A 14,045-nucleotide genomic window follows, 5' to 3' on the forward strand; every position below is an offset into this window, starting at 1 on the left:
GACGGGGCAAGTGACTCGGGCGTCTGGCGCCTCATCCAAAGAGCTCTCAGCCCCAGATCAGAGCATCGCCATACCGCCGTTCACATGCAGCGTGGTGCCAGTGACATAGCCTGCTTCAGCGCTGGCCAGATACAACACGGCTGAGGCGATTTCCTCAGGGTTGCCCATGCGACCGCTGGGGATCTGGGTCAGGATCGCGTCTTTCTGGGCGTCGTTCAGCTTGTCGGTCATGGCGGTGGCGATAAAGCCGGGCGCCACGGCATTGACGGTAATGCCCCGGTTGGCGACCTCATAGGCCAGCGATTTCGACATGCCGACCATGCCGGCCTTGGCGGCGGCATAATTGCCCTGACCGGGGTTGCCCGTCGCCCCCACGATGGAAGAGATATTGATGATCCGGCCCCAGCGTGCCTTCATCATGCCGCGCAGAACACCCCGGCACAGGCGCATGGTAGAGGTCAGGTTCACCTCCAGCACGCTGGCCCATTCCTCATCCTTCATCCGCATGAAGAGATTGTCACGGGTGATACCGGCGTTGTTGACCAGAATATCAACCGATCCCATCGCCGCGATGGCCTGTTTCGGCAACGCCTCGACCGCCTCTGCATCCGAGAGATTGCAAGGCAGCACATGCGCGCGCTCCCCCAGTTCGGCCGCCAGTTCCTGCAACGGCGCTTCGCGGGTGCCAGAGAGGCCAACAGTGGCGCCAGAGGCGTGCAGCGCACGGGCGATATCACCACCGATGCCGCCAGATGCCCCGGTGATGAGGGCAGATTTGCCAGTCAGATCAAACATATGGTTTCCTTTGTCTCATCCCCGGCCCGCGGTCCGCCGTTTTCTTTGGAAGAAAACGGGCCGGAATTTTAATGAAAATTCCGCGTTCAGCCCGCGGTGATGGCTGCCACTTCCTCAGCAGTGCCGACCTGACGGCTGGTGAGATTGCGGTCGATCTTGCGGATCATGCCGGACAGCGCCTTGCCCGCGCCGATTTCCCAGAACTCGGTCACACCTTTGGCGGCCATGGACTGCACGCTTTCACGCCAGCGCACCGAGCCGGTCACCTGTTCGACCAGCAGTTTGCGGATCTCATCCGGATCCGTCACCGCATCGGCGCGCACATTGGCGATCAGAGGCACGGCGGGGGATGTGATGGCGACCCCGGCCAGCGCCTCGGCCATGACATTGGCGGCAGGCTGCATCAGGGCGCAGTGGAACGGGGCGGAGACCGGCAGCATTACGGCGCGTTTCGCGCCTTTTTCCTTGGCGATCTCAGCGGCGCGCTCGACGGCAGCCTTGGCTCCCGAAACCACCACCTGGGTCGGGTCATTGTCATTGGCGGCCTGACAGACCTCGCCTTGCGCGGCCTCCTCAGCGACGGCACGCACGGCCTCAAGGTCCAGCCCCAGAATGGCGGCCATTGCGCCCTCACCCACCGGCACGGCGCTTTGCATGGCCTGACCACGGGTGCGCAGCAGGCGCGCTGTATCGGCCACCGAAATCGCACCGGCTGCGGCCAATGCGGAATACTCACCGAGGCTGTGACCGGCGACAAAGGCGGCCTTATCGATGCTGACACCCTCAGCCTCAAGCGCGCGCATAGCGGCGAGCGAGGTCGCCATCAGCGCCGGCTGAGCGTTCTGGGTAAGGGTCAGGGTGTCGATATCCCCGTCCCAGATCAGCTGGCTCAGCGCCTCTCCCAGTGCGGCATCCACCTCGTCAAAGACCGCTTTGGCCGCCGGATAGGCCTCGGCCAGCGCCTTGCCCATCCCGATGGTCTGCGCGCCCTGCCCTGGAAACACGAATGCAATTGTCATCTGAGACCTCATCTTCTCTGCACATCTGCGTTGCACCGGGTTTAGACGCAGGTGACGCTGCGTACAAGCACAGCCTTCGCGCGGGCGCACCAAGCCTGTGCATCAGGTGACAGAGATGCGTGTTGTCTCAGTCTGCTGAGAAGATAGGGTAATCCTGTCGCTCCCGAAGAGAAGGTTTTTCCTGACGTGTCCTCCCCTGCCAGCTCTCCCGCCGCCCGCCACAACACCGCCCGCCATTATGGCAGCGTCGCCAAGGGGTTTCACTGGCTGACCGCCCTCTTGATGCTGGCGGTGTTCCCGTTGGGGTATTTCGCGAATGATCTGGCACATCACATCCAGAGCGCCGATTTCGACGGCGCGCAGGCGACGCTGACCCGCGCGGCGCTGCTGTTCTCGCTGCACAAAACCCTGGGACTGGCGCTGTTTCTGACCGCGCTGCTGCGCATTCTCTGGGCGCTGAGCCAGCCCAAGCCGGTGCCGCTGCATCCGGAGCGACGGGCGGAGACAGTGCTGGCTGAGGTGGTGCATTGGCTGCTGTATGGTGCGCTGGTTGCCGCGCCGCTGACGGGCTGGATCCACCACGCAGCGACCACCGGCTTTGCGCCGATCTGGTGGCCGTTTGGTCAGGATCTGCCGTTCGTGCCGAAATCAGAGGCGGTGGCTGCGGTGTTTGGCGGGCTGCACTGGCTGTTTGTCTGGACCCTTGCGGTGGCGTTGGGGCTGCATATTGCCGGTGCGCTGAAACATGAGGTGATTGACCGCGACGCCACCCTGCGCCGGATGCTGCCGGGGCGCGCACCTGAGGTCACCGCCCAGACCGAAACGCCCCATGGTGCCCTGCCGTTTCTGGTGGCGCTGGCAATCTGGGGTCTGGTGCTGGCGGGCGGGGGGGCCTTCGGGCTTTATGCGCCGCATAGCCACGCGCCGGCCGACACCGATACTGCCCACGGGCATGACCATGACCACGAGGCAGGCACGGATACCGACACAATGCCCGCTGGCGGCTGGGTGGTTCAGGACGGCACGCTGGCCATCGCCATCGTACAGATGGGCAGTGAAGTGCGCGGTCAGTTCGACCAATGGCAGGCAAGTATTGAGTTTGAGGAGCCAAACACCCCCGGCCCTGCAGGCACTGTCACCGTCTCCGTGGCGATCCCGTCGCTGATGCTGGGATCGGTCACCGATCAGGCGATGGGGCCGGATTATTTCGACAGTGCCAGCCACCCCTCCGCCGAGTTCCGCGCCGAGATTGAGAAGCTGGCGGAGGGCTATGTCGCTGACGGCACCCTGCGCATCCGCGACCAGGAGGTGCCACTGCGCCTGCCCTTCACGCTGGATCTGAACGGTGACACCGCGGTGATGTCCGGCAGCGCCGAAGTGAACCGGCTGGATTTTAACATCGGGCGCGGTGTGCAGGACGAAGGCTCTCTGGCCTATGCGGTGACCATCGCCGTCGACCTGACCGCCAGCCGCGCGCCGTGAGGGGGACTGTAGCAGGCACACGGCCGGTGGATGAGGGTATGCACACAGAGTCTTGGTCAGCTATGCGGGACAAACCGGACGCTGGGTCAATCTCGCTGAACGACTGCTTTGGGTCGCGTCAGGATTGTAGCGATCAGCGCCCCCAATATGAAAGCAAATGCGAAGAAGTAGGGTGAGTACGGCGATAGCAGCCAGCCGTAGGCGGCCAAGAAGCTCATTCCTATGAACACTGCAAGACCAAGAACAGCCAGTGCGAACACCGTAGTTTTGAAAGGTCTTAGCTGCCAGCCATTGCGTTTCCATTTCCACGTGAGACGCGTTAAAAGCGACCAAGTCACAACCCACCAGAGCACTGACAAAGCGCTACCCGTAAGGGAACCCCAAACCCCGGCCATCTCAAATCTGAGTTTTTCTATAGGCGTCGCGGGGCGCTTGGAAAAACCATAATGTATGTCCATGTATTCTGGATATGCGTCACGGGGCGGCCTGCCTTCTTCTTCAATTATTCTGCCCCGCGCCCACTGTTTGTAGTCGGGCTCAAGAACAACGCCCTGCAATTCATCGTAAATCCGGCAATCTGGTGGGCTGACTGATCTGTCGCATTGGATGAGTAATGCCTTTGACTGCGGCGTTGCAGCAAGCAAATATCCTTCGCTATCAAGTGCTACTACTTGCGAGGGATCAGCGAAGAATATGCCGTCGCCGTATAGAACGGCGAACTCAACAACGCCAAATTTTGGATGTTCAATCCTCTCGCTTTGGCCAAAGTAGGGCGAATGCGCTTGGACGGGTGATGAAACCCCAAACCAAAAGAGCGCAGCGAAAACGGCGATGGATAGTCTCAATTCAAAACAAACCCTAGCTGAAACCCTTGAATTCGAAGTTAGCAGACATTGGCGTCAAGCGCAGCATCTTACAGTTTGGGCTCAAAGTGGACCAACGTGCTGTGTCGAGAAAAAACCGCCACCCTTTGGGGCGGCGGTTTCTGGTTACGCGCAGTGAGCCTTATGGTCGCACCGTGATGTGGTCTCCGGCTTATTCGGCCTTCATCGCCTCAACCGAGATCTTCACATCGACCTCATCGCTGACGAAGGGGGCGAATTTGCCCAGTTCGTAGTCGGAGCGCAGCAGCGTGGTGGTGGCGTCGAAACCGGCCCAGGGCTTGCCCGCCATCGGGTGATCGCCAACCTGATTCAGTTTGGCGTCCAGAACCACCGATTTGGTGACTCCGTTCAGGGTCAGATCGCCGGTGATTTCAGCGGTATTCTCGCCGGTCACCTTAATGCCGGTGGAGGTGAAGGTGATCATCTCCTTGTCATCGGCACCAAAGAAATCCTTCGACATAAAGTGGTCAAAACGCCCTTCCCAGCCAGTCAGCATGGATTTTGCCGGCATCGAGACGGAGACGCTGGAGGCTTCGGGGTTTTCCTGATCAAAGGCAATCTCGCCCTCAAAGCCGGAGAACATGCCATAGGTGGTGGAGAACCCAAGGTGGTTGTAGCTGAACACCACCTGGCTGTGGCTTGCATCCAGGTTATAGGCTTCGGGCGCAGCAAAGGCAGTGGTGGCGGCAGCGCCCATCAGGGCGGCAGCGAGAAGAGTGGTTTTCATGATTTTGGCTCCATTGGACCGTGTAACATCACTTCCCAGTTGAGGATTTTCTCGCCCGAAAGGGAAGCCCGCAAAACCCAACACTATCTGTGTTCAGATGAACAACCAAAGCTGCATCTGTGCAGAGCGGCGGGTTCTCGCGCAGTTGTGATGGGTCGCGGTATGAAATGGGCCGGAACAGATCGGCAATAGCGCCGCCTGTTGGGGTGGTTTCTGCCGGGGCGGTCAGCTGAGAATGGGCAAGGCGCCATTGAGCTGATCGCGCAGCCGCAGACGGGTGTCCGCGCTGTCAATCGGCAGGTCCATCAGAACGGAGCCATCGCTGTCCAGCACCGAAATGGCATTGGCCGAAAGGCGCACGCCGCCAAGGCTGGCATAGCTGCGGCGCAGGACAACGCGGGGGGCTCCATTGCGGGATTTGCGCAGGATCCGCAACTCGCGGCGGACCGGGTCAAAACAGGCCTCCGGCTGGCTGTCGGGGTGATGTGTGGTCAGAAGGATCAGACCGACAAAGAGGAAGGCGATGGAAATCCCGATCCGGATCAGCGACATCTGCGGATCAACCCCGGCATCGGGCAGCAGCCACAGCCCCGTGGAGCCAAGCACCATGCCACCGCCAAGAATGCGCAGCAGAATGGAGCGAACCGGCCAATTGGCCTGTACTTGCAGGTTCAAAGGCGTGGAGCGGGCCAGATCCGCCAGACGTCGCGCGGCACGAGACTGTCTGACATAGGATTGAGCTGACGTACCGTGCATGGCATGACCAAAACGAGGCTGATGCGCAGGCTGAAACCCGATGTCGGATGGTTCGATGATGCTCATCTCTGGTCCTTCTCACTCTTAACGCGGTCGGTCTGTCCTGCCTTCTCTGCGGCGCTTTCTGCGCCTTTGGTCTGGGTCTGGCTGGCCGGTTAACGCTTCATTAACCAAGATTGACGCCAGCATTGGGGCTGAAATGGGGCGGAGTTGCGGTAAATACAGGTCGCGCCCATGCGATTGCCCAGTGGTTGGTCCTGCCCTGCCCGTCTTTGACACGATTTCAGCAGAGCGGCGGTTATTGTGGATCCGGTGGTCGCCGTCGTTTCCCGCTGGCTGCCCGGATCATTGACTGCCTTGATCAGTGCCCCCCTCAGGCGGGGGCTGATGGGGGCGGCACCCGTGGTTGCCGCACTGGATCCATTCAAAATCTTCTGGCCATCTTCAGAATGGCATGATTTTGCTAAAATTTGGTTCACATACGCTGAACCGGCCCCGCACGGCCTAATCGCCGCCGAAAACCCGCGCGGACAAGGGCTGCCGGGAAACGGGTCTTGCCCTTTTGTCGGCAACCTGTATATGGGGGCTTCCTTCCGCGACATTTTCGATCCGCGCAGACTCTCGTGACAGGGCAGCGGAAGGATCAACCGCCCCGTCTATGAAATGCGCCTAGACACAAACTGGAGTTCACATGCCACTCTACGAGCATGTCATGATTGCGCGTCAGGACCTGTCCAACTCGCAAGCTGAAGGCCTCATCGAACATTTCGGTGCTGTTCTGTCCGACAACGGCGGTAGCCTGGTCGACAGCGAGTACTGGGGCGTCAAGACGATGGCCTATAAGATCAACAAAAATCGTAAGGGCCACTACTCCTTCCTGAAGACCGATGCATCCGCAGCGGCGATCCAGGAAATGGAGCGTCTGATGCGCCTGCATGATGACGTTATGCGCGTTCTGACCATCAAGGTTGACGCACATGAAGACGGCCCCTCGGTTCAGATGCAGAAGCGCGATGAGCGCGACTCGCGTCGTGAGCGCCGCTGATCAACGCTTGAGAAAAGGACGCTAAACCATGGCAGCCAAACCGTTTTTCCGTCGTCGTAAAGTATGCCCGTTCTCGGGCGACAATGCGCCGAAAATCGACTACAAAGACACCCGTCTTCTGCAGCGCTACATTTCCGAACGTGGTAAGATTGTGCCTTCGCGCATCACCGCCGTTTCGGCAAAGAAGCAGCGTGAACTGGCCCGTGCTATCAAGCGCGCCCGCTTCCTCGCCCTGCTGCCCTACGCCGTGAAGTAAGGAGATAAGCACATGCAAGTTATCCTTCTGGAACGTGTGGCCAAGCTGGGCCAAATGGGCGAAGTCGTGGACGTCAAGCCCGGCTATGCTCGCAACTTCCTGCTGCCGCAAGGCAAGGCGCTGACCGCGTCGCAGAACAACATCGCTCGTTTTGAGGACCAGAAAGCGCAGCTTGAAGCGCGCAACCTGGAAACCAAAAAAGAAGCGGAAGCTCTGGCTGAAAAGCTGGACGGTCAGCAGTTCATCGTGATTCGCTCCGCTTCTGACGCGGGCGCGCTCTACGGTTCCGTCACCCCCCGTGACGCCGCAGACGCAGCCACCGAAGAAGGTTTCTCGGTCGACAAGAAGCAGATCGCTCTGCTCTCGCCGATCAAGGATCTGGGCCTGCACAGCGTTGTTGTGAAGCTGCACCCTGAAGTCGAAGTTCAGATCAAACTGAACGTTGCACGTTCGGCTGAAGAAGCTGAGCTGCAGGCCTCGGGCAAATCGATTCAAGAGCTGGCCGCTGAAGAAGAAGCCGCTGCTGAATTCGAAATCTCCGAGCTGTTCGACGATATCGGCTCTGCCGCTTCTGACGACGACGATGATGCAGCCCCGGCTGCAAGCGACGACGAAGAGACCAACGCCTGATCGGCATTGGATCTATCCGACATTGAGAAAGGCCGCTCCATCCGGGGCGGCCTTTTTCGTATGCCGCCTGATATCCTGCGGGCGCAGACAGATCAAACTCGCTTCAAACTCGCCGCATAAACTCTGCGCTGGTAATCTCATCTTCGGTGGTTTCTGCCAGTCTTGGACCCCGCCGGGGCTTGTGCCCTCGCATCTGTGCTCGACGATATTCAGTCATCTGGGGGTGACCATGGAAGAGGAACTGATCCGGGAAGAAACTGCATTGCGCCGCCGGTTGCTGTTGCGGCTGCTGCGGGGATTCAGCTTTGAAAATCCGCGCCATAAGGGCGAGGCAATCAGCAATCTGGTGCCACCGGAATTGATCACGGCGGAGCTGACCCAACACAATCCGCACAGGTTCATTCAGCCCTGACAGCGCAGGCGGAGCCGCGAAGGCTCCCCCTCGCGGCCCCTTTGCATGTGCATCCCAAGCGGGCCGCAGGCACGGGAGCCGTGTTGGGACGGGGCTGTGCCCGGTTCATGCGCGTCAAAATCTTGCGGTGTCGGGCGGCCCGGCACAATTGAATAGCCGCTAAAATTTTAGCCAGCGACACCCGCCCCTCGCCCCCGGTCCCCGACAGGGGGGGATATCCGCCGATGCCCATATCTGCCATTTGCCCAAATCCCATCCCCCGCCTAATCTGCCGCCGACCTGGCCAGACCGGGGATCTAACAGGCAGTTTCCATGATTGATCGCAGAACGGCTTTGGCCTTCCTTCTCAGCCCGCTCGCTCTGGCGGCCTGTGGTGATGCACCCGCCGCAACAAAACGCGCCGCCAAACCGCCGCTCTATCCCAATGAGACACCCGAACTGCGGCGCAAGATCAATTTCTGGGCTGACCACTATGAGGTGCCGCGCCCGCTGGTGCATCGGCTCGCCATCCGTGAGAGCACGCATCGCCCCTGGGCCATCAACCGGCCCTATTATGGTCTGCTGCAGATCCTGCCCGCGACGGCCCGCTCCATGGGGTTTCGGGGCAAACCGAAGGATCTTCTGGATGCGGATACCAATCTGAAATACGCGGTGAAATATCTGCGCGGGGCCTGGCTCCTCTCCGATGGCAGTTATGATCAGGCGGTAAAGCACTATTCGCGCGGCTACTATTACGCCGCCAAACGCCGGGGCATGTTGCGTGAAACCGGGTTGCGCCCCTAGGCGGCACGCACAACCATCTGAAAACCATAATCTATTTCAGAATTGCGCGACAGGCTGCCGCAAAACCTGTTAGCGCAAAACTGTCACATGACGATGCGCATTTTTCTGCTAGCATAGATGTCTATTATAAAAAGACGTCGGAGTGAAAAATGCCTATCCAACTTGATCGCCGGTCCTTTCTGGCTGGCAGCGCAGGGCTTATTGCACTGCATCCGTTTTCTGTTCAGGCGGCCTCCAACCAGGTGCATCTGCGCCTGATGGAGACCACGGACCTGCATGTGCATGTGTTTCCCTATGACTATTATGCCGACAAACCCCGCGACACGGTCGGACTGGCCCGTACGGCCTCGCTGATTGGCGATATCCGCGCCGAGGCGACCAATTCGCTGCTGCTGGACAATGGCGATTTTCTGCAGGGCAATCCGATGGGCGACTACATCGCCTATGAGCGGGGCATGAAGGAAGGCGACACCCACCCCGTCATTCAGGCGATGAATGCCGTGGGGTTTGATGGCTCGACGCTGGGCAATCATGAGTTCAACTACGGGCTGGATTTCCTGATGAAATCCCTCGCCGGGGCCGACTTCCCCGTGGTCTGCGCCAATGTCGCCAAATCAACCGGCGCCGGTCCGCGCGACGACACAACCCTGCTACCGCCCTATGTGATCCTGGAGCGCGAACTGACTGATGGCGCGGGCAACACCCATCCGATCAAGATAGGCCTGATTGGTTTTGTGCCACCGCAGGTAATGAACTGGGATCGCCGCCATCTGGAGGGCAACGTTCAGGCGCGCGACATTTTGGAAACTGCCCGCGCCTATGTACCGGAGATGAAGGAGAAAGGCGCTGACATCATTATCGCGCTCTCACATTCCGGTATTGGCAGCGCACAGGAAGTCGACGGGATGGAGAATGCCTCGGTACCGCTGGCGGCGGTTGAGGGCATTGATGCCATTATGACCGGCCATTCGCATCTGGTCTTCCCCTCCTCCACCTATGCCGATTTTGCCGGAGTGGATGTCGACAAGGGCACCATCCACGGCACACCTGCCACCATGGGCGGATTCTGGGGCAGCCATATGGGTCTGATTGATCTGATGCTGGAACGCGATGGCAGCGGCTGGCGCGTCGTCGGCCACGCGTCAGAGGCACGGCCCATTTCGCGGCGCGAAGAGGACCGGTCGATCACCGCCCTGGTCGAAAGTGCCCCTGCGGTGCTGGCGGCCGCGCAGAAAGAACATGACGAGACGCTGCAATATGTGCGCCGTGCCGTGGGCAAAACAGACGCACCGCTGCACAGCTATTTTGCACTGGTCGCCGATGATCCATCGGTGCAGATCGTGTCGATTGCGCAGACCTGGTATATCGAACAGATGCTGAAGGGCACCGAACATGAAGGCCTGCCGATCCTCTCTGCAGCGGCCCCGTTCAAAGCTGGCGGTCGCGGTGGTGCGGAGTATTACACCGATGTGCCCAAGGGCGATGTCGCGATCAAGAATGTCGCGGATCTCTACCTCTATCCCAACACTGCCCGTGCGGTGCGTGTGACCGGCGCGCAGGTAAAGGATTGGCTGGAACGCTCTGCCGGTATGTTCAATCAGATTACCCCCGGCGCGGCGGATCAGGTGCTGCTCAATCCGGCCTTCCCCAGCTACAACTTTGACGTGATCGACGGGGTGACCTATCAGATCGATCTGTCGCAACCCTCCAAGTTCGGCCCCAAGGGCGCGTTGGAAAACCCCGACGCCAATCGCATCGTCAATCTTGAGTTCGACGGCGCGCCGATTGATCCCGCGCAGGAGTTCATTATCGCCACCAACAACTACCGCGCAGGCGGCGGTGGCGCCTTCCCGGGCGCGATGGGAGATACCGTTGTCTTTGAGGGGCCGGACACCAACCGTGATGTGATCGTGCGCTATATCGTTGAGAAAGGCACCATCAGCCCGCGTGCGGATGCCAATTGGCGCTTTGCGCCGCTGGCGGACACATCGGTTCTGTTTGACACCGGCCCAAAGGCGGCGGCTTATGTCGACAGCGTCGAGAGCATTGCGATTGAACCTGCAGGTGAAGGCCCGGATGGCTTTGCACGCTATAGAATCTCGCTGTGAACAGACTGTTTCCGATTTGTGCAAAATGAAATGATTCTCGCCGCCCGGCCAAACGTAGTCGGGCGGCATATTTAGGCGTACACGCCCCGCTTGCACACTATTTATTGAGGTGCGCCCTAAAGGTTAATTTTTACAAATTTCGAGCAAAATTACGCTGCCCTTACTCTTTTTTAGGCATTTGTTTGCCAAATTTCTGCCCCCTTCTTGCGACAGAGTTTTCCGACATGCCATGTGTCGGACAACGCTGAACACCAGCAGTCCGCGTCAAGACGGTTGATACGCAAGAGGAGCAGTGACGATGCCAAACGGCAGTTTCAATGATTTTCGCAATGCGCTTCTGGCGTTTGAATCCGGCTGGGACCGGGACCGCTATGATGCGGGGCAGATCAGCGATGCGCAGCTGACACAATGGGCCGGTGCGCCGGTTGGCAGTTTCTATCCTGGCCTGAGCAGCTGGGGTCAGCTGGACGCCACCCAGTGGCGCGATATGGCGTATCATTCGACCAACTCTCTGGGCTTTGTCGGCTATCAATTCGGCGAGGCGCTGCTCATTGATCTCGGCTACTACCGGGATGATGTTTACTACCTGGGCGGTGATACGATCAATCGCTGGGATGGCACCTGGACCGGCAAGAATGGCGTCAACAGTCTGGATGACTTCAAAACCCACGCCGCGCAGGACACCGCCATCAATGAGGCCTTTGGCTATAATTTCGAAATGCTCACCCACTACTTGGGCCAGCAGGGACGCAGTATTGCCGACTACGTGGGCGAAACAGTCTCTTACCGCGATGTGAATGGTGCGATGGTCGACGTCACCCTGTCCCTGACCGGGCTGATGGCGGCGGCGCATCTGCGCGGCGCTTCAGGGCTGGCCACGCTGCTGCTGAGCGATACCGCGTCGACGGATGAATACGGCACCTCAATTCTGAAATACGTTAAGGATTTCGGCGGCTACGACAGCCCCACTGCGGACGCGCTGATCGCCTTCTGGCAGGACCGCAAAGCAGGTGGCAACGCGCCGCTGGATATGGGAGAGCCTGAGGTCGGTGAAACGCTGCTGGGAACCGTCAGCCGCGATATTCTCGATGGGACCGGAGCGGATGATCTGATTTCAGGCCGAGGTGGTAATGACCGGCTTGCCGGACGCGCCGGCGACGATGACCTGCGCGGCGGTGGCGGACGTGATCGGCTGATCGGTCAGAATGGTGACGACAAGCTGAACGGCTCCCACGGGGCTGACACGATCCGTGGCGGCGCAGGCAACGACACACTGATTGGCGGCAACGGTAATGACAAACTGTACGGCCAGCAGGGCAACGACCTGCTGATCGGCGGTGACGGCGCCGATACATTTGCTTTCGGCAGCAATCACGGGCGCGCGCGGATCCGCGATTTCGAGGTGGGTGTCGACAAAATCGACATTATTAGTGGGGCAGAGTCTCTCAGTCAGATTGATTTCACCGCGAAGGGCGATCACGTTGTAATCTCCTTCGACAACGTGGTTGTGACGGTGGAGAATGTCTCAGCAGCGGAGCTGTCAAGTTCCGATAACTTCTTGTTCTGATACCTGTTTCCGGCGTCGATCGGAAAACCCAAGTCAACGTCATCCTGCACCGCCCTTGGATAGACCCGGGGGCGGTTTCTGCTTGTGAGGGGCAGCCCCACCGGTCCGGGTGGGACCGTTTGAGCTGACAAAGAAAAAGGCCACCCCTAAGAGGCGGCCTGTTCCATAGTCAGAAGCAAGAGCCTGCGCCAGCGCGCAGGCCCGAGGTCTGATTACTCGTCTTCCAGTGCCTCAACGGCAGCTTGCAGATCGTCCTTGGAGACTTCTTTCTCGTCCACTTTCGCCTGCTCGGCGATGTGGTCGATCACTTTGTCTTCAAAGATCGGCGCGCGCAGCTGCTGCTGCATCTGGGCATTCTGCTGAATGAACTCAAAGAACTGACGTTCCTGACCCGGGTACTGGCGTGCCTGCTGCATGATCGCCTGGGTCATTTCCGCGTCAGTCACTTCGACTTCGGCTTTCTGACCTAGTTCTGCTAGCAGGAGGCCCAGACGCACGCGGCGCTCGGCCAGCTTGTTGTGCTCGTCAGTGGCTTCGATCTCGTCGTGATCGTGGCCCTGAACCTCGGGGTTTTCCTCGTGCCACAGCTGATGTGCAATCTGCTTGGCTTCTGCCTCGACCAGCGAGGGCGGCAGGTCAAAGGAGACCAGATCGTCCAGCTTGTCCAACAGGCCACGCTTCATCACGGCACGGGCCGCACCGGCGTATTCAGCTTCCAGACGCTCGGAGATCTGACCTTTCAGGCCGGCGAGGTCTTCGGCACCGAATTTCTGCGCCAGCTCGTCGTTAATCTCTGCCGCTTTCGGGGCTTTCACCTCTTTCACGGTGCAGGAGAACACGGCTTCTTTACCGGCCAGATGCTCGGCCTGATATTCTTCGGGGAAGGTGACGGTGACGTCTTTTTCTTCGCCCGCTTTGGTGCCAACCAACTGCTCTTCGAAACCGGGGATGAAGGAATTGGAGCCCAGTGTCAGCGGGTAGTCGTCGCCTGCGCCGCCGTCAAAGGCTTCGCCGTCAACTTTGCCAACGAAATCGATGACAACCTGATCACCATCTTCTGCTGCGGCACCGTCTTCGCGGGCTTCGAAATCCTGCGCGGTCTCCGCGAGGTTGGCCAGCGCTTCGTCAACCGCTGCGTCGTCTGCTTTGACAACCAGCTTTTCCAGCTCAACACCGGAGAGATCAACTTCGGGGATCTCAGGCAGCGCCTCATAGGACATCTCGACGTTGACGTCGTCGCCCTCTTTCCAGTCTTCGTTGGTCATTTTCACGTCGGGCTGCATGGCCGGACGCTCGCCGCTTTCCTCGAAGTGCTTGTTCATCGCACCGTCGATGGTTTCCTGCATGGCTTCGCCGATCAGACGCTGGCCGAACTGCTTCTTCAGCAGCGCCATGGGAACCTTTCCCTTGCGGAAGCCTTTCATCTCGACTTCGGGCTGTGCCTCGACCAGTTTTTCATTGACCTTTGCGTCCAGCTCGGCGGCGGTGACGGTGATCGCGTAACCGCGTTTCAGACCTTCGTTCAGCGTCTCGGTGACCTGCATCATATTCCCCATAGAGATTCGGGGCGCGCGCGCAGGC

Annotated in this window: 14 protein-coding genes; 8 read left to right on the top strand and 6 right to left on the bottom strand. The window is 59.6% G+C overall.

The window, feature by feature from the left end; translation table 11 throughout:
* Window positions 1-57: 57 nt before the first annotated feature.
* Both fabG and fabD read right to left on the bottom strand, forming a co-directional pair.
* Entirely contained in the window at window positions 58-795 is a 738-nt protein-coding gene (gene fabG, locus J4721_RS06470; RefSeq protein WP_014880178.1) for a 3-oxoacyl-ACP reductase FabG, read from the bottom strand.
* Between the two features lie 86 nt (window positions 796-881).
* Window positions 882-1,814 carry an ACP S-malonyltransferase gene (gene fabD / locus J4721_RS06475; RefSeq protein WP_211002449.1) on the bottom strand — a complete coding sequence of 311 codons (933 nt, stop codon included), beginning with the start codon at window positions 1,812-1,814 and terminating at the stop codon, window positions 882-884.
* Between the two features lie 186 nt (window positions 1,815-2,000).
* On the opposite strand from fabD, the gene J4721_RS06480 reads away from it, so the two are divergent.
* On the top strand, window positions 2,001-3,296 hold the full coding sequence (locus J4721_RS06480; RefSeq protein ID WP_211002448.1) for a cytochrome b/b6 domain-containing protein: 1,296 nt from the start codon (window positions 2,001-2,003) through the stop codon (window positions 3,294-3,296).
* 86 nt (window positions 3,297-3,382) lie between these two features.
* Here the strand turns inward: J4721_RS06480 and J4721_RS06485 are convergent, their stop codons facing one another.
* From J4721_RS06485 to J4721_RS06495, 3 genes are all read right to left on the bottom strand, one after another.
* A complete protein-coding gene (locus tag J4721_RS06485; RefSeq protein WP_211002447.1) occupies window positions 3,383-4,141 on the bottom strand; it encodes a hypothetical protein in 759 nt (252 codons plus the stop codon).
* A gap of 190 nt (window positions 4,142-4,331) precedes the next feature.
* Entirely contained in the window at window positions 4,332-4,907 is a 576-nt protein-coding gene (locus J4721_RS06490; protein ID WP_014874883.1) for a YceI family protein, read from the bottom strand.
* 225 nt (window positions 4,908-5,132) lie between these two features.
* On the bottom strand, window positions 5,133-5,729 hold the full coding sequence (locus J4721_RS06495) for a hypothetical protein (RefSeq protein ID WP_027247174.1): 597 nt from the start codon (window positions 5,727-5,729) through the stop codon (window positions 5,133-5,135).
* A gap of 625 nt (window positions 5,730-6,354) precedes the next feature.
* Between J4721_RS06495 and rpsF the strand changes: the two genes are divergently transcribed.
* The 7 genes from rpsF to J4721_RS06530 all read left to right on the top strand — a co-directional run bounded on the left by rpsF (window position 6,355) and on the right by J4721_RS06530 (window position 12,464).
* On the top strand, window positions 6,355-6,708 hold the full coding sequence (rpsF, locus tag J4721_RS06500; RefSeq protein ID WP_014874885.1) for a 30S ribosomal protein S6: 354 nt from the start codon (window positions 6,355-6,357) through the stop codon (window positions 6,706-6,708).
* Window positions 6,709-6,736: 28 nt separating this feature from the next.
* Complete coding sequence (gene rpsR / locus J4721_RS06505; RefSeq protein WP_005982441.1) at window positions 6,737-6,964, top strand: 30S ribosomal protein S18; 228 nt, start codon at window positions 6,737-6,739, stop codon at window positions 6,962-6,964.
* 12 nt (window positions 6,965-6,976) lie between these two features.
* Window positions 6,977-7,594 carry a 50S ribosomal protein L9 gene (rplI, locus tag J4721_RS06510; protein WP_014874886.1) on the top strand — a complete coding sequence of 206 codons (618 nt, stop codon included), beginning with the start codon at window positions 6,977-6,979 and terminating at the stop codon, window positions 7,592-7,594.
* Window positions 7,595-7,823: 229 nt separating this feature from the next.
* Window positions 7,824-8,006: a hypothetical protein gene (locus tag J4721_RS06515; protein ID WP_027247172.1), complete on the top strand. Its 183-nt coding sequence runs from the start codon at window positions 7,824-7,826 to the stop codon at window positions 8,004-8,006.
* Window positions 8,007-8,318: 312 nt separating this feature from the next.
* On the top strand, window positions 8,319-8,789 hold the full coding sequence (locus tag J4721_RS06520; RefSeq protein WP_014874887.1) for a transglycosylase SLT domain-containing protein: 471 nt from the start codon (window positions 8,319-8,321) through the stop codon (window positions 8,787-8,789).
* 149 nt (window positions 8,790-8,938) lie between these two features.
* The gene (locus J4721_RS06525; RefSeq protein ID WP_102876751.1) at window positions 8,939-10,897 is read left to right on the top strand and encodes a bifunctional 2',3'-cyclic-nucleotide 2'-phosphodiesterase/3'-nucleotidase; all 1,959 of its coding nucleotides are present in this window, start codon (window positions 8,939-8,941) and stop codon (window positions 10,895-10,897) included.
* A 298-nt stretch (window positions 10,898-11,195) separates the two neighbouring features.
* The gene (locus J4721_RS06530; RefSeq protein ID WP_211002446.1) at window positions 11,196-12,464 is read left to right on the top strand and encodes a calcium-binding protein; all 1,269 of its coding nucleotides are present in this window, start codon (window positions 11,196-11,198) and stop codon (window positions 12,462-12,464) included.
* A 212-nt stretch (window positions 12,465-12,676) separates the two neighbouring features.
* On the opposite strand, the gene tig is transcribed toward J4721_RS06530, so the two are convergent.
* Window positions 12,677-14,008 (bottom strand): trigger factor, encoded by a 1,332-nt coding sequence (gene tig, locus J4721_RS06535; RefSeq protein ID WP_102855835.1) that lies wholly within the window; start codon window positions 14,006-14,008, stop codon window positions 12,677-12,679.
* Window positions 14,009-14,045: the final 37 nt, after the last annotated feature.

Origin of the sequence: Phaeobacter sp. HS011, assembly GCF_018101215.1 — a bacterium.
GTDB lineage: Bacteria > Pseudomonadota > Alphaproteobacteria > Rhodobacterales > Rhodobacteraceae > Phaeobacter > Phaeobacter inhibens.